The following is a 22,893-nucleotide window of genomic DNA, read 5'->3' on the forward strand; positions in this document are numbered from 1 at the left end:
CGCTTATGTCATTGCCCTCTGGAAACAACTGGACGCTTTTCGTGCAGCGCCTTGCCCATCTTGGCCACCGCCGCCTGGTACTGGTGGAAGGTGAGCCAGAGTGGGGGCGTGCCTGGGTGGCTGCCCGACTGGCGGCGTTTGAGGCCGCTGAGGTGCTCTGGGTCGGTGATGCGGATGATGCCAGTCGGGCCGGTGTTCGTGGTATTGCGTCGAAGGAGTACAAGCGCTGGCTGGGGCAGGAAACCGGTGTGTTGGTGTGGGATGGCTGGCAGGGTAATCCGCCGGATGGGTTGGCGGCGTTGGCGGGTACGTTGAAGGCCGGTGGTTTGTTGTTCTGGCTGATGCCGCCGCTTGAGGACTGGTCGGGTTTTGTGGATGCGGATTATTCAAGGACCGGGCTGGAGCGGGCTTCGGAGCATCCGTTTGCGGCGCGGTTGGCGCGGGTTCTTGCGGCTGATGCGGAGGTGATCCGGATTCGGCCCGGGGCGGAGGCGTTGCCGGCTCTGCCGGTAACGGGGGCTGAGGCGGCGCCGTTTGAGCCCATCACCACGGATGAGCAGTCGCAGTTGGTTACCCGATTGGTGCGCTTCGGGCTGGGGCGTCGTCGTCGGCCCTTGGTGGTGACGGCGGATCGGGGGCGGGGTAAGTCGGCGGCCTTGGGGATGGCAGCGGCGGAGTTGTTGATGGCAGGGCGTGAGCAGATTTTGGTGACGGCGCCTTCTGCAGAAAATTTGCAGAGCTTTTTCCGTCATGCCGCAGAGCGTCTTGGCGATCGGTTGGCAAGCCAGTCTGGCACGGCGTTGGTGTTGGCTGACGGGCGGTCGATCCGGTTTTTGCCGGTGCAGGATTTGCTGCTGCACAAACCGGAAGCCGAGGTGGTGATGGTGGATGAAGCCGCCGGCATTCCGGCCCATTGGTTGCGGGATATTTTACTGGGCTGGCCGAGGGTGGCGTTTGCCAGCACAGTGCACGGCTATGAAGGCACGGGGCGTGGCTTTTCGATTCGTTTTCGGCAGGTGCTGGATCGGGAAACACCGCACTGGCAGTCGGTCAGTTTACGTCAGCCTGTGCGCTGGGCGGGGGGCGATCCGCTGGAGCGGCTGGTGTCGGATCTGTTTTTGCTGTCGGCAGAAAGCCCAGACGGCGCAAAGCCTTCGCCTGAGGATGTGGTCATTGAGCCCTGGCACCCGGCCAGCGCCAGCGAAAAGGAGCTTTCCGAGGCGTTTGGCTTGCTGGTGGATGCCCACTATCGAACGACGCCTGCGGATTTGCGCCAGTGGCTGGATGATCCGGGCGCGCAAAGTTGGCGGGCGATGTGTGATGGGGTGACCGTGGGGGTGCTTTGGGCGTCGGTTGAAGGCGGTATGAATCCGGAGCTGGCGGATCACGTGGCAAAGGGCCTGCGTAGACCCCGCGGGCATATGTTGGCGCAATCTCTGGCTAGCCACGCCGGCTTTCCGGAGGCGGCTGTTCAGAAGCTGCTCAGAGTGGTGCGGGTGGCTGTTTCGGAACCGGTCCGTGACATGGGGATTGGTCAGCGCCTGGTGGCTGCCGCGTTGGCCACCTGTGAGCGCCAGGGTCTGGATGCTTTGGGGACCAGCTTTGGCGGCGACTCGGGGTTACTGGCGTTCTGGCGAGCCTGTGGTTTGTGTGTGGTTCGGTTGGGGTTGCGGCAAGAAGCCAGTACCGGGGAATATCCGGTGCAGATGCTGTGCGGGGCGTCAGTGCGGGGGGCGGATCTGGTGCAACGGTTGCGCCATCGGTTTGCCCGGTACTGGCCGGTTTTGTTGCCCCGTCAATGGCCTGGTCTGGCCCCGGATTTAACGGGCGCTGTTGGTGCTGATTTGCCCGCCCGGGGTGTTCTGGATACCGATGATAAGCGTGACCTTGCAGGTTTTTCCGAAGGTTACCGTGGCTTTGAGCTAACTTTACCCTTGTTGCGGGAACTGGAGGGGTGCTCCGGTGTGATGGCGTGGCTGCCGGAGCAGTCGGATTATCCGTTGTGGTGTCGGGCGGTCAGCCAGGGCTGGCCATGGCAGCGAATTCAGGCGGCGGGGCTGTGCTCCGGGCAGAGGGACGGCGAATTACGGCTGCGCAGACTGGTGTGTCAACTTGTGCAAAACGGGCCGGAGTTGTGACCAGTTCGATTTAAATCGGGCGATTTGCTGCCCAGAATAGCCAAACATTAATAAGAGACTCAGGACTATGGTCAGGGATGTGAGCAGATTTGGATATCTGGCGGGCTTTTTTGCGATGTTGTTGCTGACTGCCTGCAGCACAACGAGCGACGCTCCGGAGCAGACGGACGCCCAGAATAGTGCGGCACTGATGTCGGCGGTTGAGGCGGATGAGGACCGAGCCGTGCTTGATCTGTTGACCCAGGGCACGCCACCGGATCAACAGACGGCCGCTGGTAAAACGGCGCTGATGGTGGCAGCGGCCAATGGCAATCGTCGCATTGTGCGGCTTTTGCTGGCGGCGGGTGCTGAGGTGAATCGCCAGGATTCGGAGGGCTACACGCCGGTGATCCACGCTGCTGAGAGCGGCCACCTGTCGGTGGTCCGGGCGTTACTGGCGGCCGGGGCCAATGTGAATGTAAGTCAGGGCGGTGAATCGTTGTTGATGAAGGTGGTGGGCAGCGGCGATCTTCTCACTGCCGAGATGCTGCTGGCGGCGGGTGCCGATGTTCACTATCGGGGTGCGGATGGCCGTACCGCCCTGGATCTTGCCCGGTCCAGCAACAATCAGGACCTTGAAATGCTGCTGGTTCAGGCGGGCGCCGCCCGGTAAATCCGGGCGGTAGCCGGTTCGGGGCTTAGTCGAGCCCCATGGGGTCGGTCAGGTCATCCCACTCCGGCTGAAAATGTTGTTCCACCATCGCCTCGGGCACGTCGGCAACGGTGGGGTAAGACCAGTCGGGTGACTGGTCTTTATCAACCAGCAAGGCCCGTATGCCTTCGGCAAGATCAGGCCGGCGGGTGCATTCCAGGGCCATTGCCAATTCCATTCGGAAAACGTCTTTCAAGGACATTTGCTGCCCTTTCCTTAACTGGTTCCAGATCAGCCAGGCGGTCACCGGGCAGCCTTGGCGCAATGTCTGCGTGCAGTTTTGCCACCAGGGGTCATCACTTTCAGCTGCCAGCAGCTGCCCGACAATCGCGGGCAGTTCGGTGCCTGACGTCAGCTTGGCAATGGTTTGCTCGTGCTGCTCCAGATGGCCCGGCGCCAGGGCTCGGTAGTCCAGAGCTTCCATCTGGTGTAGAAGACGAAACAATCGGTTGTCGTCCGCCGCCGGCTCGCCTCGCCAGCGCTCGTCCTGAAGTTTTGCCAGCAGGATGTCGATCTGACCGGGTTCAATCACCATGTCGGCCAGGCCTACTCGCAGGGAGTCGGCCACGTTCAGCCGCGCGCCGGTCAGCCCCATAAACAAACCAAGACGCCCGGGCAGGCGGTTCAGGAACCAGCTGGCGCCAACATCCGGGAACAGGCCAATACTGATTTCCGGCATCGCCAGGGTGACGTCCGGCGTGACCAGCCGATAGCGACAGGCCGATAACAACCCCAGTCCGCCGCCCATCACAATGCCTCGGGCGACGCCGACAACCGGTTTGGGGAAACGGTGCAGGCTGTAGTTCAGCCGGTACTCAGCGGTAAAGAAACGCCCGGGTGCCTCGGTATCCCCCTTGCCCGTCAAGCCATCGTATAGTGCCTTGATGTTACCCCCGGCGCAGAACGCCCGATCGCCACTGCCGCGCAGCACCACCAGACAAATCCGGCTGTCGTCGGTCCACTGGTCGAGCGCGTGCTGGGCCTGATTCACCATGTCTTCGGTCAGCGCGTTGAGCGTTTTGGGCGAATTTAGTGTCAGCAGGCCGATGTGGCCTTCCCGGCAGGCGAGTTCCTGGACCTCTACTGGCATGGACGATGTCTCCGGCGAATCTATCACTTTGTGTGTATTGGTGGTTTGTGCGTAATGTCTTACAGTCTGTTCAAGAGTAAAACGGGACCATGGTCGCACGAATGTCCTTGATCTATCACATTTGAGCTCTGGATATGCTGTGCTATAAGTGAAGTCTGGATTTGGTTCGGTTTGAAGCCGACTATAAAACGTAAAATGATGAGAGGGTTAACTCCATGAATCTGAAACACTTTGCAGTTGCTGGTTTGTTCGCACTGGGCGCCGCGGCTCCAGCCGCCTCCATGGCAGCAGACGTTGAAGCAGGTAAGGCCAAAGCTGGCGTATGCGCTGCTTGCCACGGCCAGAACGGTATTTCCCAGGTGCCGGTATACCCGAACCTGGCAGGCCAGAAAGAACAGTACCTGGTTGCTTCTCTGAAGGCCTACAAAGCCGGCCAGCGCAAAGGTGGCCAGGCGCCTGTCATGCAGGGCCAGGCGACCGGTCTGAGCGATGACGACATCGCCAACCTGGCCGCTTACTACGCCAGCCTGCCAGCCGGCGGTAAGTAAGAGGTACCTGGCTGCCCGTTAGCCAGTGTATTGCAGTGGTGCGGCTCAGGCCGCACCACTGACAATCCGGTAGCAAGGCCGATAGGCCGATGAACCGGGTAGCTTCATTCTGTTCTGTTCGACAAACTGCTCCAGCATCGCTTCCAGTGGCTTGATCAGTGTCGGGTCTCCGGCGATCTCAAACGGCCCCTTTTCCTGAATCTGTCGAATCCCGCTTTCCTTCACGTTACCGGCAACAATACCGCTGAATGCCTTGCGCAGATTGGCGGCAATCAAATGGGGTGGCTGGTCACGGTGCAGTTCCAGGGCCCGCATGTTGCTGTGGCTGGGCTCGAACGGTAACTGGAACACCGGGTCAATTTTCAGCATCCAGTTAAAGTAGTAGGCATCCTGCATGGCACGGCGGAAGGTTTCGACATCTTTCATGCCCTGCTTCATGGTCTGCGCCACACGTTCAGGGTCATCAATGATGATTTCGTATTTACTGGCGGCATCATCACCCAGAGCGTTGCGGATGAACTGATCGATCATCTCGAAATAGTCGGCGTTCTCCTTGCGCCCGGTAAACACCACCGGGAAGGGCAGATCGGCGTTGTCGGGGTGCAGCAAGATGCCCAGAAGGTACAGAATCTCTTCCGCTGTGCCCACTCCGCCAGGGAACACGATGACACCGTGGCCGCAGCGCACAAACGCTTCCAGACGCTTTTCGATGTCCGGCATGATCACCAGCTCATTGACGATCGGGTTCGGAGCTTCAGCACCGATAATGCCGGGCTCGGTAATGCCAATGTAGCGGCCATTCTTGACCCGTTGCTTGGCATGGCCAATGGTGGCGCCTTTCATCGGACCTTTCATGGCACCGGGCCCGCAACCGGTGCAGATGCTCAGCGCCCGCAAGCCCAGCTGGTGGCCTACGTCTTTGCTGTACTGGTATTCGTCGTGGCCGATGGAGTGGCCACCCCAGCACACCACAATATCCGGTTGCCGGCCGGGCTCAAGCACCCGGGCATTTCTGAGAATGTGGAACACCAGATTGGTGAGGTCTTCCGGGCTGTCTTTTCGGAAACCCGCCACGTAGTTGGGAATGGAATGGCTGTAAACAATATCCCGCAACACCGAGAACAGGTGCTCGCGGATCGCCCGCAGCATTTCGCCATCGACAAAGGCGTGGCCCGGCGCATTGATCAGCTCCAGTTTCAGTCCCCTGGGCTGGGGTACAAGGCGCACGTCGAAATCCGAATGGGCCTCCATCAGTTCTTTACAGTCATCGGTTTCTACGCCGGTATTGAGCACGGCCAGGGCACACTGGCGGAACAAGCGGTAAAGACCACCCTCGCTCTTGTCCTTGAGACGGTTGACCTCGTGGTTGGAAAGAATCTCGAGGCTGCCCTCCGGAGAAACCAGGGCATTCATGGTGGATTCGGTCATCGGTTGTGGAGCTCCTGAGTGTTTCGGCAATGACGGATTTTGTTCATATCTGTCTACAGGGTACACTAAGTCGTTTCCGCGCTTTACGCTACCCGACGTTATTCCGACCAAAGTCCCTATTTTATGAAATTGCTGATTCGCCCCGCCGCTGAAGTGGCCATCAAAAGTAAACCCGTTCGCCAGCAGCAAATGCGCCAGTTGCGACAAAACATTCGCAAGATTCTGGTTCGGCTGGACCCGGAAATCCGGGTGGATGGCAGCTGGGACAGGGTAGACATCGAGGTGCCCGAAGGTCGAGGCCTGGCATCCCCGGTGATTGATGAGCTGACGCGTATTCCGGGCATCTCCACCATTCAGGAAATCGGTGTCTTTCCGTTTGTCGATATTGCTGACGTGAGTGCCAAGGCGATCGATGCCTATGCCGATCGCCTGAAAGGCAAAACTTTTGTGGTCCGGGCGCGCCGCCTCGGCGACCACGACTTCCGTTCTATCGATCTTGAACGAGCGGTGGGCGGGGCTCTGCTGCAGGCCTCTGACGCCCGGGGCGTGGATTTGAAGAATCCCGAGATGGAAGTACGCATTGAGGTCAAAGACGACCAGTATCACATTGCCCATCGTCGCCACGAGGGCGCCGGCGGTTATCCTATCGGTACGGTTGAGACTGTGATGACGCTGATTTCCGGCGGCTATGATTCCTCGGTAGCCGCCTATTTGATGATGCGCCGGGGTATTCGCAGTCACTTTCTGTTTTTCAATCTGGGCGGCGACGCCCATGAGGTGGGTGTTCGTCAGGTGGTGCACTACCTGTGGGAGCGTTACGGGTCATCCCATAATGTGAAGTTTATTTCGGTGCCGTTCGAAGGCGTCGTGGCCGAAATCATGAGGTCGGTGAATCACCGTCATTGGGGCGTAGTGCTAAAACGCCAGATGCTGAAGGCCGCCGCTGAAATAGGCCGTTATTACAACGCCACAGGCCTGGTGATGGGGGATGCGGTCGCCCAGGTGTCGAGCCAGACCCTCACCAACCTGAACGTGGTGGACCGGGCCAGCGACGAAGTGGTGCTGCGCCCGCTGATCGCCATGGATAAACAGGAGATCATCCGCATTGCCCGGGAGATCGGCACCGAGCCCTTTGCCCGCAACATGCCGGAATACTGTGGTGTGATTTCCAGCAAGCCGGTCACCCGAGCCAAACTGCACCGGGTCGAGGAAGAAGAAACAAAGATGGATTCGAGTGTTCTGGCTCAGGCGGTTCTTGATCGCACCGATGTGATGGTTAACCAGCTGCTGGACAGCATCGTCACGCCCGAAGAAGTAGAGCTGGTTCAGACACCCGCCGTGGATGATGTGATTATCGATGTGCGCCACCCGTCGGAGGAGGAGCGCTCACCCCTTGCGCTGACCAACAACGAAGTGCTGAAAATTCCGTTCTACGAAATCAGTCAGCAGATAGCCGGCCTGCCAGCAAACCGGCAATACCTGCTCTACTGCGATCGGGGCACCATGAGCCGTATGCACGCCGGCCACCTGAAGGCCGACGGCCACGGTAATGTGAAGGTATACGCGCCCGCGTTCTAACCTTCCAGCCCCCGGACGAATTGCTGGACATTCTCACTGAGGGTGTCCAGATCATACCCCCCTTCCTGCACCACCAGTGTCGGCAGACCCAGCTGACGAATATGGGTGCTGAGTTTTTGGAAACCTTCTGACGATACCGATACTTTGGCCTGGGGGTCGTCTTTGTAGATGTCGAAGCCCAGGGTCAGAATCAGCACGTCCGGTTGGTACAGGCGCACCGCTGCCAGCGCTTCGTCCAGTTTGGCGAAGAAATCATCTTCACTGGAGCCGTGGGGCATGGGCAGGTTGATGTTGTAGCCTTCGCCTTCGCCTTCACCCCGCTCATCCTCGAAACCGCTGACCACCGGGTAAAAGTTGGTGGGGTCCCCGTGGATGGAGATGTAGAGCACATCGCTACGGTCGTAGAAAATCTCCTGAATGCCCTGGCCGTGATGCATGTCGGTATCCAGAATCACCGTGCGGGGAAAGCGGCTTTTCAAATGCTCTGCGGCAATGGCAGCGTTGTTCAGGTAGCAAAAGCCGCCTGCAGCGTCTTTCCGGGCGTGGTGGCCCGGCGGACGGCATACCGCATAGGCTGAGCGCTCACCTGCGATCAGTGCATCGGCTGCGCCAAGCGCCGTCTGGGCAGACCAGTAGGCGGCCTTCCAGGTGTTCTCGCCAATGGGACAGCTGCCATCCGCCAGGTAACGGGCGGCTTCCGCCAGAATGCCGCGCAGGGCATTGGGAGAGCGCACGAAGATGTTGGACATCACTTCATCGCCCCAGTCATCCATTTCCTTCCAGCGCCGATGAGCGGATTCGAGAAAGCGAAGGTAGCCGAGGTCATGCACTTTCGAAATCGGTGCGGCCCCCTGGTCTGCTGGCTGCAACACTGGAATGCCCAGTGCCTTGAGGCCTTCCAGCATCTGCTCGGTGCGATCAGGCACCTCCTGGGGTTGGCGCATCTGGCCCCGGGTAAAGTATGTCTTCGGTATGTGCAGATCCTGTGAGGGATGGAAAAACGCTTTCATGTCCGGCCTCCTTGGTTAGCTTCTTCGAGTATAGGCAGTGACACTACAGGGTCAAAAAATCGCCCGATACTTTACAGGCTGCCGCTGAGCTACCACTATGAAAGGCACCAATGAATTTGTTGATCTGTCCCGCACCGGGGCAGCACCCGTTATTGAAGAGGAGACGAGATGATCGAGTCACCACTGCTGCAAAACCTGTCAGGCTACATTGGCGGGCGCTGGACCGACAATTCCGGAGGCAACACCTTTGACGTGTTTAACCCGGCTACCCGGGAGCTGATTGCCAAAGTGCCATCCATGCCGGAAGACGACATTTTGGCCGCCGTAGAAGCGGGCAAGTCGGCCCTTCGCCTGACCAGCCCCTGGCCCATCGAAACTCGCCGCAAATGGCTGGAAGATATTCGTGATGGGCTGAAAGAGCACAAAGACGAGATTGGCCGGATTTTGTGCATGGAGCACGGCAAGCCGCTGAAAGAAGCCCAGGGGGAAGTTGAGTATGCGGCCGGCTTCTTTGATTACTGCGCCAAGCACATCAATGCTCTGGATGCCCACACGATCCCGGAAAAACCAAAAGACTGCACCTGGACCGTTCATTATCGGCCGGTTGGCGTGGTAGGCCTAATTGTGCCCTGGAACTTCCCGATTGGGATGATTGCCAAAAAGCTGTCTGCTGCGCTGGCCGCCGGTTGCCCGTCGGTGATCAAGCCAGCCAGTGAAACCCCGCTCACTATGGTGGCGCTGTTTGCCCTGATGGACAAACTGGACCTGCCGGACGGCATGGTCAATCTGGTGATGGGGAAGGCCAGTGTGATCGGCAAGGTGCTGTGTGAGCACAAAGATGTGCCCATGCTCAGTTTTACCGGCTCCACCGAAGTGGGTCGCCGGCTGATTCTGGATACCGCAGAACAGGTGAAAAAACTGGCGTTGGAGCTGGGTGGCAACGCACCGTTTATTGTGTTTGACGATGCCGACCTGGATGCCGCGGCGGATAACCTGATTGCCAACAAATTCCGCGGTGGCGGTCAGACCTGCGTGTGCGCCAACCGCGTGTTCATCCATGAAAAGGTGGCGGAAGCCTTCGGCCAGAAGCTGGCTGAGCGGGTGAGTCGCATGACCGTTGGCGACGGTATGAAAGACGGTGTCGATATCGGCCCACTGGTCAATCAGGCGGGCTTTGACAAGGTCAAACGCCACCTCGAAGACGCACTGGGCAAGGGTGCCAGCCTGGTGGCCGGTAAAACACCGGCTGACCTGGGCGATGGGCTGTTTTTCCCGCCAACCGTTGTGATGGGCGTGGATCGTGAGATGGCCTGCTACCAGGAAGAAACCTTTGGCCCATTGGTGCCCATGGCATTATTCCGCACCGAAGAGGAAGTGATTGAGGCGGGTAACGACACGGAGTTTGGCTTGGCGTCTTACGTATTCACTGCCAATGCAGAGCGTGCCCAACGGGTCGCTGCAGGCCTGAGATTTGGCCACGTTGGCTGGAATACCGGCACCGGCCCGACACCGGAAGCACCGTTTGGCGGTATGAAGGCCTCTGGTATTGGTCGCGAGGGTGGTCTGGAAGGGTTGTTCGAGTTTGTGGAAGCTCAAACCGTACCGCGTGGCTTCTAAGACATAAGCCCTCATCTTTTGAGGTGTCGCACGGGGGAGGTGCCCCTTCAGGACACGCTACGAGCACATCCATGTGGGCTTGACTGTGGCCATCCATGGCCACAGACAGTCCTGAAGGGGCACCTCCCCCGCGCTCTTTCTGACTGCGGGTGAGGGCTTTTCAAGCTGAGCATAGCTTGCCCTGGGAAGAAGTCCCCGTTCCTGTGCGTTAACTCAAAAGATCGACGGTTATCCCTGCCCGACAAACCTGCTTTTCTCCTGTTATACTCTCAGGCCTGTTTATTTAACCAGTAAAAGCCAGGTGCTATGGACGTTTCCCACATTATTGACCCCCTGAACGATGCCCAGCGCGAGGCTGTCACCGCTCAGAACGACCACCTGTTAGTGCTGGCTGGCGCGGGCAGTGGCAAAACCCGGGTGCTGGTGCACCGGATTGCCTGGCTAATGACGGTAGACCGGGTGCCGCCCACCGGTATCCTGGCGGTGACCTTTACCAACAAGGCCGCCAAGGAGATGCGTTACCGCATCGAAGAGATGATGAATATTCCCTCCCGAGGGCTGTGGTTTGGCACCTTTCATGGTATTGCTCATCGCCTGCTTCGCTCACACTGGAAAGATGCCGGCCTGCCGGAAAATTTCCAGGTGCTAGACAGCGACGATCAGCTGCGCATGGTCAAACGGGTGATGCGGGAGTTCCAGATTGATGAAAGCCAGTGGCCGCCCAAGCAGGCCCAGTGGTTTATCAACAGCCAGAAAGACGAAGGCCTGCGGGCGGACCATATCCAGGAGAACCCGGGCGACCATTTCACCAGTACCATGATCAAAATCTACCGCCAGTACGAAAAGCTCTGTCAGCAGGGTGGTCTGGTGGATTTCGGTGAGTTGCTGCTGCGCTCCCACGAACTCTGGCTGCACAGGCCAGAGTTGCTGAAGCACTATCAGCAGCGCTTCCAGCACATTCTGGTGGACGAGTTCCAGGACACCAACACCATTCAATACGCCTGGCTGCAGGTACTGGCCAGCAATCGCGTACCGTTGACAGTGGTGGGGGATGACGACCAGTCCATCTACGGCTGGCGTGGTGCCAAGATCGAAAACATTCAGCAGTACCAGCGGGACTTTCCCAATGCCCGGTTGGTCAGATTGGAACAGAACTACCGCTCCACCCAGATGATCCTGAAAGCCGCCAACTCGGTGATCGCCAACAACCAGGGCCGTTTGGGCAAGGAGTTGTGGACCGACGGCCCGGATGGCGAACCCATCAGCCTGTACGCGGCATTCAATGAGCAGGACGAAGCCAACTACATCGCGGACTCCATCACCGCCTGGGTTAACGACGGCAACCTGCGCAGCGAGTCGGCGATCCTTTACCGATCCAATGCCCAGTCCCGGGTGCTGGAAGAATCCCTGATGCGCCAGGGCATTCCGTACCGGGTGTATGGCGGCCTGCGCTTTTACGATCGCCAGGAAATCCGCAACGCGCTGGCCTACTTGCGATTGGTGCAATACCACCGGGACGACGCCGCTTTCGAGCGGGTGGTGAACATTCCTACCCGGGGCATTGGGGCCAAGAGCCTGGCAGAGCTACGGGCGTACGCGACCGAACAGGGTATTTCCCTGTGGGAGTCCGCCGAGCGCATGCTGGCGGCCGGGCAAGTCAAAGGGCGGGCCAAAACCGGGCTGCAGTCGTTTATGGAGATCATCAACGAGTTGTCAGCCATGGTGGGTGATGCCTCACTGCAAGGCCTGATGAAGCAGGCCATCGAAAACAGCGGCCTGAAGGATTACCACGCCAGCGAAAAAGGCGAGAAGGGCCAGGCCCGGGTCGAAAACCTGGAAGAGCTGGTCAACGCGCTGTCGGATTTCGAGGTGGAAGACGGCGTCGATGCGTTGTCTGAGTTTATCGCCCAGGCAGCGCTGGACGCCGGTGAATCCCAGGCCGGCGACCACGAAGACAGCGTGCAATTGATGACCCTGCACTCGGCCAAGGGCCTGGAGTTCCCGCTGGTTTTTCTGGCCGGCGTAGAGGAAGGTTTGTTCCCCCACAGCATGTCGCTGGAAGAGCCGGGGCGGATGGAAGAGGAGCGCCGCCTGGCCTATGTCGGCATTACCCGGGCGATGAAAAAGCTGGTGCTTACTTACGCCGAATCCCGCCGTCTGTACGGCCAGGAAAAGTTCCACGCGCTGTCGCGCTTTGTGCGGGAGATTCCCGCGGATTGCCTGCAGGAAGTCCGGTTACGCAACACCGTTACCCGCCCCGCCATGGTGGGGCGTCCCAATGAGAGCATGTTCAGTCAGGATTCTGCCCAGCAGTCCGGCTTCAGCCTTGGCCAGCGCGTACGCCATCCCAAGTTTGGCGAAGGCATTGTGATGAATTCCGAGGGCACCGGACACCACACCCGCATTCAGGTGAACTTCGATGAAGGGGCTAAGTGGCTGGTGCTGGCCTATGCGCCGTTGGAAGCCTGCTGATAGAATGCCGGCCGATTTTGTAATCAGAGATTCAAAAGCATGATTGAGGTGTTGGTTTTGGCGGTGGCGCTGAGCATGGATGCCTTCGCGGTGTCGATTGGACTGGGTTCCAAGCACACGAGAAAAACGTCGTCGCTGGCCCTTATGGCGGGGCTGTATTTCGGGGTGTTTCAGGGCCTGATGCCACTGATTGGCTACCTGGGCGGTAAAGGCGTGCTGGGCTGGGTGGAAGCCTATGCACCCTGGATTGCCTTCCTCCTGTTGACGCTCATCGGTGGCAAGATGATTTATGAGGCGTTCGCAGAAGGGGTGGAGGAAGACATCGCCATCATTACCCAGCGCGTTATGTTGATGCTTGCCATTGCCACCAGCATTGATGCCATGGCCGCGGGATTTGCCCTGACTCTTCTGGATGTTGCGCCCTTGCTGGCTTGCCTGATCATTGGTGTGATCACCTTCGTGTTCAGTGTTGCCGGGGTCTACATTGGTAGTCGGAGTGGCACCTTCCTCGAGGGCAAGGCGGAGTTTGTCGGTGGCGTGGTGATTGTGCTGATCGGACTCAAACTCCTGTTCATCTGAGCCCGGTCAGAGCGGATCACATCAGATCACATCAGCACCGCGTAGATCACGGCCGCCAGAATGACCCGGTAAATCACGTAAGGCCACATGCCGACTTTATTGAGCCACTTCAGGAAGAAGTGGATCGCGGTAATGGCCATCAGGAACGAGGTTACCCCGCCGATCAGAAAGCCGCTCCAGTCTACGATGACATCCGAGGTAGCTACTTCCAGCAGCTTGACGGCAGAGGCCAGCACGATAATGGGAATGGCCAGCAGGAACGAAAACCGGGACGCGGTTTCCCGGGTCATGCCCAGGAACAGGCCTGCGGTGATGGTCACACCGGAGCGAGAGGTGCCGGGCACCAGCGCCATGGCCTGAGCAATACCGACCAGCACCGCGTCTTTCCAGTTAAGTCTGTCCAGTGTACGTTGATGTTTTGGCAGCCAGTCTGCAACGCCCAGCAGCAAGCCGAAAAACAGCGTGGTGAAGAAGATCACTTCCACCGCCCGCAATTCGTTGTCGATCATGTCCAGCAAGGCCAGGCCCGCGAGGCCCGCCGGGATGGTGCCGATCACCAGATACCACGCCAACGCGCCTTGGCCGACGATCCTGCGTTGGCCGATTGAGATCACGCCATCGCGCGCGACGCCGAACACATCCCGCCGGAAATACAGCACCACCGCCAGCAGCGTGCCCAGATGGACCGACAGGTCAAAACCGACACCCTGGTCGTCCCAGCCGAAAAACGCCGGAGTCAGGATCAGGTGAGCAGAGCTCGAAATGGGCAGAAATTCAGTCAGTCCCTGGAGAAGGCCAAGGAAAAGGGCCTGGTAAAAATCCATGCTGTCGGTTCCGTTCGGGTCAGGAGATTACGATCTAAAGCGATGACAAGTCGGGCGGGATATTAGCAGGGTGGCGACTGGCTGAACAGATTGCCGACCCCGGGATGGCAGCCCGGGGCTATGCGAGGCATCAGGCGGGGAATCTGTCCCGGGTGTTGTTGGCAATGCGCACCAGCATCAACATCAGCGGCACTTCCACCAGCACGCCAACCACGGTGGCCAGCGCCGCACCGGATTGCAGGCCAAACAGCGCAATGGCGGCCGCCACGGCCAGCTCGAAGAAGTTGCTGGCGCCAATCATGGCTCCCGGCGCTGCAATGCAGTGGCGCACCTTCCACAACCGGGCCCAGCCGTAGGCGATGAAGAAGATCAGTACGGTCTGGATGATCAGGGGTACCGCAATCAGCGCAATGTGCAGCGGGTTTTCCAGAATCACCTCACCCTGAAAGGCAAACAGCAATACCAGAGTGACAATCAGGGCAGCCGGCGTCACTGGCCCCAGCCGCTTCATAAACACCTCGTTGTACCATTGCTCGCCACGGCGGGCGATCAGGGTACGGCGGGTGAGGTAGCCCGCAGTGAGGGGAATGACGATGTATAGGACTACCGACAGGATGACGGTATCCCAGGGCACCTGAATATCGGAAATACCCAGCAGGAACACCACAATGGGTGCGAAGGCAAACAACATGATGATGTCGTTCAGGGACACCTGCACCAGCGTGTAGGCGGCATCGCCTTTGGTCAGATAGCTCCAGACAAACACCATCGCCGTGCAGGGGGCGGCGCCCAGCAGAATGGCGCCGGCCAGGTATTCGCTGGCCAGTTGCGGGGCGATCCAGGGCTCAAACACCACCATCAGGAAGAACCAGGCAATGGCGAACATGGTGAAGGGTTTGATCAGCCAGTTCACAATGGTGGTGATGGCCAGGCCCTTGGGTTCTTTGCGCACGTCGACGATGGAGTTGAAATCAATCTGCGCCATCATCGGGAAAATCATCGCCCAGATCAGGATGGCGATGGGGATGGACACCTGGGCGTATTCAAAGCGCGACAGGGTTTCCGGCACAGACGGCGCCAGCTGGCCCAGTGCTACGCCTGCCACAATGGCCAGCGCCACCCACACGGACAGGTAGCGCCCGAACAGGTCCATTCCGCCTTCGGTAGTTTCAGCCGGGTTCACATCGCTGTTACTGCTCATGGGTCGCCTCTCAGATGGAGCGTTGGTTCACACGCTTCGACAGTTCTTCGGCGCTTTCCTTGCGTTCGGAGTAGCGGTCGGTGAGGTAATCACTGCGGTCCCGTACCAGCAGGGTGAACTTTACCAGCTCCTCCATGACATCCACGATACGGTCGTAGTACGCGGAAGGCTTCATCCGGTCGTTGTCGTCAAATTCCATGAACGCCTTGGGTACGGACGACTGGTTCGGGATGGTCACCATGCGCATCCACCGCCCCAGCACCCGCAGCTGGTTGACTGCGTTGAACGACTGGGAGCCGCCACATACCTGCATCACCGCCAGGGTTTTGCCCTGGGTCGGCCGAACGGCGCCCATGGACAGGGGAATCCAGTCGATCTGGGTTTTCATGATGCCGGTCATGGCCCCATGACGCTCCGGCGAGCACCACACCATGCCTTCGGACCATTCTGCCAGTTCCCGCAGTTCCTGAACCTTGGGGTGGCTGGCATCTTCGGCATCGGCCAGGGGCAGTCCCCTCGGATTAAAGACGCGGGTTTCCGCACCCATCGCTTCCAGCAGGCGGGCGGCTTCTTCCACCGCCAGGCGGCTGAAAGAGCGCTCGCGCAGGGAGCCGTACAGCAGCAGAATCCGCGGGCGGTGGCTTGAATGTGTTGCGCCTCACAGGTCCGTGTTGGTGGGTGTTTGAATCAGGTTAGTGTCAATGTTCGGTAGGTCGTCGAAGTTCATCATGGAGCCAGTTTGCCATCTTTACTCTGTCACAGTTGCCGGCTATTATCGCAAAAACTGAATATATGGCAATTCGAATATACGGAATTCCGCATGAAAAGAAGAGTCCTGTTTGTCTGCACCGCCAACAGTGCCCGGTCACTAATGGCAGAAGCCTTGCTCCGGCACATGGCTGGAGACCGGTTCGAGGTAGCCAGTGCGGGTACTGAACCTGGTGAACCGCACCCGCTCGCGTTGCAGGTGCTGCAGGAAGCCGGCGTTCCGGTTGACGGGCTTTACAGCAAGTCGCTGTCTGAGTTGCAGGGCCAGTACTGGGATTACGTGATTACCCTGTGTGAAAAGGCCGCCCGGGAATGCGCGCGGGTATCTTCTGGTGCCCAGCAGATTGCCTGGGACTTTCCGGACCCGGCCGAGGCCAACCGGCACGCCACCTTTGCCTTGACGCTGAAAGAGATCAGGGAGCGTATCGGCCTGTTCACCCTGGTTCATCAGAAAGAGACTAGCCTGAAACCGGCGGACTACAACCCGGTGACTGTGTTCAAGGCCATGGCCGACGACCTGCGCCTGGCGGCCCTGCTGCTGATCAAGGATCAAGGCAAGCTGTGCGTGTGCGAGCTGACGGAGGCGTTTGAAGTCTCTCAGCCAAAAGTCAGCCGCCATCTGGCCACACTTCGGGATGCCGGCCTGCTGGAAACAGAGCGCCGGGGCCAATGGGTCTATTATTACCTTCATCCGCATCTGCCAGGCTGGGTGGTGCGGGTTCTGGAGGAAACCGCCCGGAACAATACGGCACTGATCGGGCAGCCCCTGGTCAGATTGCAGGCCATGGCAGACCGCCCGGCGGTGCAGTGCCCCTGATCACGAATTTAAACGGATTGCGAAACTCGCAAGGAGAACACCATGAGCAAGATCAAGGTAGGTATTAACGGATTTGGTCGTATTGGCCGTTTGGCTCTGCGGGCCGCCTGGGGTTGGCCGGAGCTGGAATTTGTGGCCATCAACGACCCGGGGGCTGACACCAACACGCTGGCGCACCTGCTGAACTTTGACAGCGTGCATGGCCGCTGGAACCACGAAGCCACCGCCGATGGCGATGAGATGGTGATTGACGGCCAGCGCATCCGCGTGACCCACAACAAAGCCATTGCCGATACTGACTGGTCTGGTTGCGACCTGGTCATCGAGGCCAGTGGCGTGAACAAGAAAGTTGCCGTGCTGCAGGGCTACCTGGATCAGGGTGTGAAGCGGGTGGTGGTGACCGCCCCGGTGAAAGAGCCGGGCGCGAAGAACATCGTGCTGGGCGTGAACGAACACATCTTCGACCCGGCCAATGACCGAATCATCACGGCAGCCTCCTGCACCACCAACTGCCTGGCGCCGGTAGTGAAGGTCATCCACGAGAAACTGGGCATCAAACACGGTTCCCTGACCACCATCCACAGCCTGACCAACACCCAGACCATCATCGATGCGCCCCACAAGGACCTGCGCAGGGCCCGGGCCTGTGGCAGTTCGCTGATTCCCACCAGCACCGGTTCCGCTACCGCGATTATCGAGATTTTCCCGGAACTGAAAGGCAGACTGGATGGCCACGCGGTGCGGATCCCGCTGATCAACGCGTCGCTGACCGACTGTGTGTTTGAAGTGGAGACGCCGACCGACCGGGATACGGTCAACCAGCTGTTGAAAGAGGCCGCCGAAGGCGAGTTGAAGGACATCCTGGGCTACGAAGAGCGCCCACTCGTATCCATCGACTACAAAACCGACCCCCGTTCTTCCATTGTCGATGCCCTGTCCACCCTAGTGGTAAACGGAACCCATGTGAAAATCTATGCCTGGTACGACAACGAATGGGGCTACGCCAACCGCACCGCGGAACTGGCCCGCAAGGTAGGGCTGGCCTGATATGAGTGCGGCCATCCGCCAGTACCTGGTGATCACCGGTAACTACTGGGCCTTCACCCTGACCGATGGCGCCCTGCGGATGCTGGTGGTGCTGCACTTCCACCAGCTGGGCTACTCGCCGCTGGAAATCGCCCTGTTGTTCATCTTTTACGAGTTCTTCGGGGTGGTGACCAACCTGGTGGGCGGCTATCTCGGCGCCCGCATGGGCCTGAATCGCACCATGAATATCGGGCTGTTTCTGCAGATTGTGGCGCTGGCCATGCTGGCGGTACCGGCGGCGATGCTCACGGTGCCCTGGGTAATGGCCGCACAGGCTCTGTCCGGCATTGCCAAGGACCTGAACAAGATGTCCGCCAAGAGCGGCATCAAGTTGCTGGTGCCGGACGAACAGCAGGGCACCCTGTACAAGTGGGTGGCGATCCTCACCGGCTCCAAAAACACCCTGAAAGGGGTGGGCTTCTTTCTGGGCGGCGTACTGCTGATGGCAGCCGGCTTTACCGGCGCGGTGATCCTCATGGCAGTGGCGCTGGGGCTGGTGTGGCTGGCCAGCCTGTTCCTGCTGGGGCAGGATCTGGGCAAGAGTAAGGCCAAGCCGAAGTTCAGCGAGATCCTGTCCAAGAGCCGGGCCATTAACGTGCTGTCGGCCGCCCGGATGTTCCTGTTCGGTGCCCGGGATGTGTGGTTCGTGGTGGCCCTGCCGGTCTACATGGCCACGGTGTTCGGCTGGGACCACTGGAAGGTGGGCGGTTTTATGGCCAGCTGGATTATCGGCTATGGCTTTATCCAGACCATTGCACCCAAAATCACCGGACACTCCAACGGTAAATCCGGTGCGGTGTTCTGGGCGGCCTTGCTGGCGGTGGTTCCGGCGGCCATTGCCGGGGCCCTGATGGCCGGCTGGTCGGCACAGGCGGTGGTGATCGGCGGTTTGCTGCTGTTCGGGGTGCTGTTTGCCATCAACTCCTCCCTGCACAGCTACCTGATTGTCAGCTATGCCCGGGGTGATGGCGTGTCGCTGGATGTGGGGTTCTATTACATGTCCAATGCGGCGGGCAGGTTACTGGGTACGGTGCTTTCCGGCTGGGTGTATCAGGTCTGGGGCCTGGAAGCGTGTTTGTGGATTTCGGCGGCACTGGTGGCCACGGCGGCGGCTTTGTCGGTCATGCTTCCGGAACGACGTCCGGCTCTGGCCTGATTCGCTTCAGAATCGCAATACCAGTCCGGCGCCCGCTTCCACCTGAAGGTAGCCACTGCTGCGATATTTGAGTTCGCAGCCACCGGAGCAGAACACCGAGCCACCGGAGTCGAGGGCGGTGTAGAGGCCGCGCAAATCCAGTCTCAAACGCAACTGCTCCGTGATGAAGAACTGATAGCCACCGCCCAGCGACAGGGCGGCGCGGTGGTGAGTATCGAACGCTGAGTTGTCGGGTTCCAGGCGGGTGACGCCCAGCACGCCGGAAACAAAGCCACCGTAGGTAGTGCCCCCGGGAAAATAGAGACCGCCGAACTGCAGCTGGTAAATTGTCACGTCGATGGCCTGTGTGCCCGGGGCAAACAGGCCGTTATCGAGCTTGGCAGTGGTCTCCTGTCGGCCGAAATACAACTCACCCTGCTTGCCGGCCTCCGGCAGATCGAAGTTCAGAACCAGCCCGTGGCTGGCGGTGTCGTCAAACCGGATCTGATCCTTCGTGTTGGCGCCAGCAGATTCAATATCCACAGAGCCACCCATGCGGAACCCCGCAAAAGGCGTGAGGCCGACATCGGCTGCCACCGGTTTGGAGGCCAGGGTGAGGCCTAATGCCAGTGCGGATAGTTTCCTGAAGGTCATGGGTTTGGGTTCTCTGTTGTCGCGTTCTGGCCAGATTGAACGTTATGGTGTAACCATTACAGATCCGGGTGACCTTGCCAAGAGTCGGTAAGGACCCCTTGAAGATAAGCCTGATCAGTACAGAGGAGTTTGTTATGTCTGAGTCCAGAGTTGTGGTGATCACCGGTGCCAATCGCGGTATTGGTCTCGAGCTTGCACGCTTTTATGCCCGTGAGAGGCAGGAAGTGATTGGCGTGTGCCGGCAGTCCTCCGATGAGCTGGCGGAAGTCGCTGCACAGGTCATTGACGGCGTGGATGTCACTACAAGTGAAGGCATCGGGAAGCTCACAGCCGGGCTGGCGGGCAAGCGTATCAGCCTGCTGATCAACAACGCCGGCCTGCTGCAGGATGAGCAGCTCGGTAGCATTGACTTTGACTCCATCCGTACCCAGATGGAAATCAACGCCTACGCTCCGCTGCGCGTGGCGGAAGCCCTCGTGCCTTTTATGGGGCAGGGCAGCAAGATTGCCAACATCACCAGCCGCATGGGTTCCATTGCCGATAACGACTCCGGTGGTCGCTATGGCTACCGTGCCTCCAAGGCAGCGATTAACGCGTTTGGCAAATCACTGGCGGTGGATCTCAAGCCCAAGGGCATTGCCGTGGCACAGCTTCATCCCGGCTACGTGCAGACCCGCATGGTGAACTTCGGTGGCTTGATCACCCCGGAAGAGTCCGCCCGGGGCCTGGCCGAGCGCATCGCCAACCTGAACCTGGAGAATACCGGTTCATTCTGGCACAGCAATGGCGAGGAACTGCCCTGGTAATTCGCCAGGCTCCAGCCAATCACTTGTAACAAAGACAACAAAATGATCGGGTTACTTCGGCGTTACCCCTTGCCAGTCATTGTGCTGGCACAACTGTTCGGCACCTCACTCTGGTTCAGCATCAACGGAGCCTGGTTATCCCTGTCCGCCGAGCTGGGGCTGGCGGAATCGGATCTGGGCCGGTTGACGCTCTCAGTTCAGGCCGGCTTTATTGCGGGTACGCTTGCCCTGGCGGTGACCGGGTTGGCAGACCGTTTCGGCGCCAGCCGTATCTTCCTGGTATCGAGCCTGCTGGGTGCCCTTGCGAATGCGGCTTTCGTGACGGTGGCCGGAGTATTTCCGCTGGACAGCCTGCTGCGGTTCGCCACGGGCCTGTGCCTGGCCGGCATCTATCCTCTGGGTATGAAACTGGTGATTGCCTGGACGCCCAAACACGCCGGCGCGGCCCTGGCCTGGCTGGTGGGCATGCTGACGTTGGGCACCGCGCTGCCCCATCTGATGCGGGGCGCGACGCTGGGTATGCCGTGGGAGTGGCCACTGCTTGTCTCTTCATGCCTGGCGCTGCTGGGCGGCCTGTTGGTTGCTCTTCTTGGTGACGGGCCGCACCTACCTAAGGCCAGCGGCCGGCTCCCGCTCAGTCAGGGACTGGCGGCTTTGCGCATCCCCCGGTTCCGGGCCGTGGCCGGCGGTTATTTTGGCCACATGTGGGAGCTGTATGCCTTCTGGACCCTGGTGCCGCTGTTGATCGGGCGAGAACTGCAACGGCTGGGGCAGGGTGAGGCTTTGATACCCTGGCTGTCGTTTGCGGTGATCGGTATGGGTGCGGCTGGGTGTATTGGCGGCGGCCGGATCAGTCGGACTTTGGGCAGCGAGTGGGTCGCTCGGCGGGCACTGATGGTATCTGGAGCTCTATGTCTTGTGTACCCGTGGTTGAACAGTCTGCCCCCGGAATTATTGATCGCTTTGTTGCTGGTTTGGGGCATTGCCGTGGTGGCGGATTCACCCCAGTTCTCGGCGTTGGCTGCGGCCACGGCTCCGAAAGAAACCGTGGGTTCGTCTCTGGCGGTCATGAACGCGGTCGGCTTTGGCCTGACTCTGCCCGCTATCTGGCTGACCAGCGGGCTCTGGAGTGCATGGGGAGTCTGGGTGGCGTTGCTGCTATTACCGGGGCCAGTGTTCGGCTTGTGGTCCCTGAAGCGCGGTAATGCGGTCGTCTGATACAATGGCCCGGTTCTGCTTTTCCTGTCTTTGCCCCAGTGACGGACCACCATGACCCCTCGCGTTCTTCTACTGTCTGCCTACGATGCGGCCAGCCACCGGCGCTGGCGTCAACAGCTGGAGTCCATGGTTCCGGAGTATCACTGGCAAACGCTTACGCTGGCCCCCCGGTTTTTCCAGTGGCGCATTCGAGGTAACCCGGTGAGCTGGTTTGACGAACCCTGCCTGCAGCAACCCTGGGATCTTGTTATTGCCACCTCCATGGTAGATCTGGCCACCCTTCGGGGCCTAAATCCATCATTGGCAGAGGTTCCCTGCCTGCTCTACATGCACGAAAACCAGTTTGCGTTCCCGGTGAGCGATCAACAGCAGGGCCGGGTTGAGCCGCAGATGGTCAACCTGTATAGCGCGCTGGCAGCCGACGCCGTGGTATTCAACAGCGCCTGGAATCGGGACAGCTTTCTGGAGGGTGCTGGCCGCTTTCTGGATAAAATGCCAGACGCCGTGCCAAAAGGGCTGATTGAGAGCCTGCGCGACAAATCGGACGTCATACCGGTACCCATCGAGGACCACCTGTTTGCAGAATCCGGTCGCGCTATAAATCTGGATTGCCCCCACCTGCTCTGGAATCACCGCTGGGAATACGACAAGGGCCCCGACCGGTTGCTGAAATTTCTGGAAACTCTGGAGAGCCGTCAGCGACCCTACCGGCTGAGCGTGGTCGGAGAAGGCTTTCGCAACTATCCGAAGGTGTTTGACCGGATCCACTCACAATGCGCGGGCCGCATCGAACGCTGGGGATTTCTGGACAACAGGGCGGACTATGACGGGTTGCTGAGTAGGGCTGACATCGTACTTTCGACCGCACTCCATGACTTTCAGGGCCTGTCCATGCTGGAAGCCATGGCATCCGGGTGCCTGCCTTTGGCGCCTGACAGGCTGGCCTACCGCGAGTACGTGCCCGACTGCTATCGTTATCAGAGCCATGAACAAGATTCCGATGCAGAAGCTGAAGCCGCGGTGAGTTGTCTGGAACGGATGACCCAAAGCCCGCCATTGCAATGTCAGCCTGAACTCTGGAGAGCCTCTGCTTTAGTTGGACAGTACCGGAGTGTGTTTGACGAGCTCATCTGCAGGAAGAGAGGTCACTAAAACCACGAGCGAACGCTACCGCTTGCGGCAGTCATGAGCCCCGCCTAGACTCAAAGCAGTCTGACGGTCCTGACAAGGAGT

General features: G+C 59.4%; 19 protein-coding genes and 1 pseudogene. 13 read left to right on the forward strand and 7 right to left on the reverse strand.

Annotated elements, in window-relative coordinates:
• The first annotated feature begins 5 nt into the window (after positions 1-5).
• Together QPL95_RS13955 and QPL95_RS13960 are read left to right on the forward strand one after the other, a co-directional pair.
• Complete coding sequence (locus QPL95_RS13955; protein WP_303291602.1) at positions 6-2,138, forward strand: tRNA(Met) cytidine acetyltransferase TmcA; 2,133 nt, start codon at positions 6-8, stop codon at positions 2,136-2,138.
• Positions 2,139-2,217: 79 nt separating this feature from the next.
• Positions 2,218-2,790, forward strand: a complete 573-nt coding sequence (locus tag QPL95_RS13960; protein WP_303291603.1) for an ankyrin repeat domain-containing protein — start codon at positions 2,218-2,220, stop codon at positions 2,788-2,790.
• 25 nt (positions 2,791-2,815) lie between these two features.
• On the opposite strand, the gene QPL95_RS13965 is transcribed toward QPL95_RS13960, so the two are convergent.
• Positions 2,816-3,919 (reverse strand): enoyl-CoA hydratase/isomerase family protein, encoded by a 1,104-nt coding sequence (locus QPL95_RS13965; RefSeq protein WP_303291604.1) that lies wholly within the window; start codon positions 3,917-3,919, stop codon positions 2,816-2,818.
• Between the two features lie 215 nt (positions 3,920-4,134).
• Here QPL95_RS13965 and QPL95_RS13970 point away from each other — a divergent pair, with 215 nt between their 5' ends.
• On the forward strand, positions 4,135-4,467 hold the full coding sequence (locus tag QPL95_RS13970; protein WP_303291605.1) for a cytochrome c: 333 nt from the start codon (positions 4,135-4,137) through the stop codon (positions 4,465-4,467).
• A 45-nt stretch (positions 4,468-4,512) separates the two neighbouring features.
• Here QPL95_RS13970 and ppnN read toward each other — a convergent pair whose 3' ends face one another.
• Complete coding sequence (gene ppnN / locus QPL95_RS13975) at positions 4,513-5,895, reverse strand: nucleotide 5'-monophosphate nucleosidase PpnN (RefSeq protein WP_303291606.1); 1,383 nt, start codon at positions 5,893-5,895, stop codon at positions 4,513-4,515.
• 123 nt (positions 5,896-6,018) lie between these two features.
• Between ppnN and thiI the strand changes: the two genes are divergently transcribed.
• Positions 6,019-7,473 carry a tRNA uracil 4-sulfurtransferase ThiI gene (gene thiI, locus QPL95_RS13980; RefSeq protein ID WP_303291607.1) on the forward strand — a complete coding sequence of 485 codons (1,455 nt, stop codon included), beginning with the start codon at positions 6,019-6,021 and terminating at the stop codon, positions 7,471-7,473.
• Here thiI and QPL95_RS13985 read toward each other — a convergent pair.
• Positions 7,470-8,483 (reverse strand): histone deacetylase family protein, encoded by a 1,014-nt coding sequence (locus QPL95_RS13985; protein ID WP_303291608.1) that lies wholly within the window; start codon positions 8,481-8,483, stop codon positions 7,470-7,472. The genes thiI and QPL95_RS13985 overlap by 4 nt on opposite strands.
• 168 nt (positions 8,484-8,651) lie before the next feature.
• Here QPL95_RS13985 and QPL95_RS13990 point away from each other — a divergent pair, with 168 nt between their 5' ends.
• The 3 genes from QPL95_RS13990 to QPL95_RS14000 all read left to right on the forward strand — a co-directional run bounded on the left by QPL95_RS13990 (position 8,652) and on the right by QPL95_RS14000 (position 13,151).
• Positions 8,652-10,100, forward strand: a complete 1,449-nt coding sequence (locus QPL95_RS13990) for an NAD-dependent succinate-semialdehyde dehydrogenase (protein WP_303291610.1) — start codon at positions 8,652-8,654, stop codon at positions 10,098-10,100.
• Positions 10,101-10,406: 306 nt separating this feature from the next.
• Entirely contained in the window at positions 10,407-12,572 is a 2,166-nt protein-coding gene (gene uvrD / locus QPL95_RS13995; RefSeq protein ID WP_303291611.1) for a DNA helicase II, read from the forward strand.
• A gap of 39 nt (positions 12,573-12,611) precedes the next feature.
• Entirely contained in the window at positions 12,612-13,151 is a 540-nt protein-coding gene (locus QPL95_RS14000; RefSeq protein ID WP_303291612.1) for a manganese efflux pump MntP family protein, read from the forward strand.
• 26 nt (positions 13,152-13,177) lie between these two features.
• Here QPL95_RS14000 and QPL95_RS14005 read toward each other — a convergent pair whose 3' ends face one another.
• The 3 genes and pseudogenes from QPL95_RS14005 to arsH form a co-directional block, all read right to left on the reverse strand.
• Positions 13,178-13,975, reverse strand: a complete 798-nt coding sequence (locus tag QPL95_RS14005; RefSeq protein WP_303291613.1) for an undecaprenyl-diphosphate phosphatase — start codon at positions 13,973-13,975, stop codon at positions 13,178-13,180.
• A gap of 130 nt (positions 13,976-14,105) precedes the next feature.
• The gene (arsB, locus tag QPL95_RS14010) at positions 14,106-15,176 is read right to left on the reverse strand and encodes an ACR3 family arsenite efflux transporter (protein WP_303291614.1); all 1,071 of its coding nucleotides are present in this window, start codon (positions 15,174-15,176) and stop codon (positions 14,106-14,108) included.
• 10 nt (positions 15,177-15,186) lie between these two features.
• Positions 15,187-15,903 (reverse strand): annotated as a pseudogene (gene arsH / locus QPL95_RS14015) (arsenical resistance protein ArsH).
• Between the two features lie 93 nt (positions 15,904-15,996).
• Between arsH and QPL95_RS14020 the strand changes: the two are divergent.
• Genes QPL95_RS14020 through arsJ form a run of 3 tightly spaced genes read left to right on the forward strand, consistent with a single transcriptional unit; the run spans position 15,997 to position 19,003 of the window.
• The gene (locus QPL95_RS14020) at positions 15,997-16,761 is read left to right on the forward strand and encodes a metalloregulator ArsR/SmtB family transcription factor (RefSeq protein WP_303291615.1); all 765 of its coding nucleotides are present in this window, start codon (positions 15,997-15,999) and stop codon (positions 16,759-16,761) included.
• A gap of 42 nt (positions 16,762-16,803) precedes the next feature.
• Entirely contained in the window at positions 16,804-17,808 is a 1,005-nt protein-coding gene (locus QPL95_RS14025) for an ArsJ-associated glyceraldehyde-3-phosphate dehydrogenase (RefSeq protein WP_303291616.1), read from the forward strand.
• 1 nt (position 17,809) lies between these two features.
• The gene (gene arsJ, locus QPL95_RS14030; protein WP_303291617.1) at positions 17,810-19,003 is read left to right on the forward strand and encodes an organoarsenical effux MFS transporter ArsJ; all 1,194 of its coding nucleotides are present in this window, start codon (positions 17,810-17,812) and stop codon (positions 19,001-19,003) included.
• 6 nt (positions 19,004-19,009) lie between these two features.
• Here the strand turns inward: arsJ and QPL95_RS14035 are convergent, their stop codons facing one another.
• A complete protein-coding gene (locus QPL95_RS14035; RefSeq protein WP_303291618.1) occupies positions 19,010-19,636 on the reverse strand; it encodes a hypothetical protein in 627 nt (208 codons plus the stop codon).
• Between the two features lie 134 nt (positions 19,637-19,770).
• Here QPL95_RS14035 and QPL95_RS14040 point away from each other — a divergent pair, with 134 nt between their 5' ends.
• Genes QPL95_RS14040 through QPL95_RS14050 form a run of 3 tightly spaced genes read left to right on the forward strand, consistent with a single transcriptional unit; the run spans position 19,771 to position 22,812 of the window.
• On the forward strand, positions 19,771-20,442 hold the full coding sequence (locus QPL95_RS14040; RefSeq protein WP_303291619.1) for an SDR family oxidoreductase: 672 nt from the start codon (positions 19,771-19,773) through the stop codon (positions 20,440-20,442).
• A 42-nt stretch (positions 20,443-20,484) separates the two neighbouring features.
• Complete coding sequence (locus QPL95_RS14045) at positions 20,485-21,660, forward strand: MFS transporter (RefSeq protein ID WP_303291620.1); 1,176 nt, start codon at positions 20,485-20,487, stop codon at positions 21,658-21,660.
• A gap of 51 nt (positions 21,661-21,711) precedes the next feature.
• Positions 21,712-22,812: a DUF3524 domain-containing protein gene (locus QPL95_RS14050; RefSeq protein ID WP_303291621.1), complete on the forward strand. Its 1,101-nt coding sequence runs from the start codon at positions 21,712-21,714 to the stop codon at positions 22,810-22,812.
• Positions 22,813-22,893 lie beyond the last annotated feature (81 nt).

The organism is Marinobacter sp. SS5-14b (assembly GCF_030541005.1).
Lineage (GTDB): Bacteria > Pseudomonadota > Gammaproteobacteria > Pseudomonadales > Oleiphilaceae > Marinobacter.

Bases quoted from the DNA above. Each gene is read 5' to 3' on its own strand.
- QPL95_RS14005 (WP_303291613.1), bottom strand. From the start codon at position 13,975: ATGGATTTTTACCAGGCCCTTTTCCTTGGCCTTCTCCAGGGACTGACT.
- QPL95_RS13990 (WP_303291610.1), top strand. From the start codon at position 8,652: ATGATCGAGTCACCACTGCTGCAAAACCTGTCAGGCTACATTGGCGGG.
- thiI (WP_303291607.1), top strand. From the start codon at position 6,019: ATGAAATTGCTGATTCGCCCCGCCGCTGAAGTGGCCATCAAAAGTAAA.
- QPL95_RS13955 (WP_303291602.1), top strand. From the start codon at position 6: ATGTCATTGCCCTCTGGAAACAACTGGACGCTTTTCGTGCAGCGCCTT.
- arsB (WP_303291614.1), bottom strand. From the start codon at position 15,176: ATGAGCAGTAACAGCGATGTGAACCCGGCTGAAACTACCGAAGGCGGA.
- uvrD (WP_303291611.1), top strand. From the start codon at position 10,407: ATGGACGTTTCCCACATTATTGACCCCCTGAACGATGCCCAGCGCGAG.
- QPL95_RS14000 (WP_303291612.1), top strand. From the start codon at position 12,612: ATGATTGAGGTGTTGGTTTTGGCGGTGGCGCTGAGCATGGATGCCTTC.
- QPL95_RS14035 (WP_303291618.1), bottom strand. From the start codon at position 19,636: ATGACCTTCAGGAAACTATCCGCACTGGCATTAGGCCTCACCCTGGCC.
- QPL95_RS14050 (WP_303291621.1), top strand. From the start codon at position 21,712: ATGACCCCTCGCGTTCTTCTACTGTCTGCCTACGATGCGGCCAGCCAC.
- arsJ (WP_303291617.1), top strand. From the start codon at position 17,810: ATGAGTGCGGCCATCCGCCAGTACCTGGTGATCACCGGTAACTACTGG.
- QPL95_RS14025 (WP_303291616.1), top strand. From the start codon at position 16,804: ATGAGCAAGATCAAGGTAGGTATTAACGGATTTGGTCGTATTGGCCGT.
- ppnN (WP_303291606.1), bottom strand. From the start codon at position 5,895: ATGACCGAATCCACCATGAATGCCCTGGTTTCTCCGGAGGGCAGCCTC.
- QPL95_RS13985 (WP_303291608.1), bottom strand. From the start codon at position 8,483: ATGAAAGCGTTTTTCCATCCCTCACAGGATCTGCACATACCGAAGACA.
- QPL95_RS14040 (WP_303291619.1), top strand. From the start codon at position 19,771: ATGTCTGAGTCCAGAGTTGTGGTGATCACCGGTGCCAATCGCGGTATT.
- QPL95_RS13965 (WP_303291604.1), bottom strand. From the start codon at position 3,919: ATGCCAGTAGAGGTCCAGGAACTCGCCTGCCGGGAAGGCCACATCGGC.
- QPL95_RS14045 (WP_303291620.1), top strand. From the start codon at position 20,485: ATGATCGGGTTACTTCGGCGTTACCCCTTGCCAGTCATTGTGCTGGCA.
- QPL95_RS13970 (WP_303291605.1), top strand. From the start codon at position 4,135: ATGAATCTGAAACACTTTGCAGTTGCTGGTTTGTTCGCACTGGGCGCC.
- QPL95_RS14020 (WP_303291615.1), top strand. From the start codon at position 15,997: ATGAAAAGAAGAGTCCTGTTTGTCTGCACCGCCAACAGTGCCCGGTCA.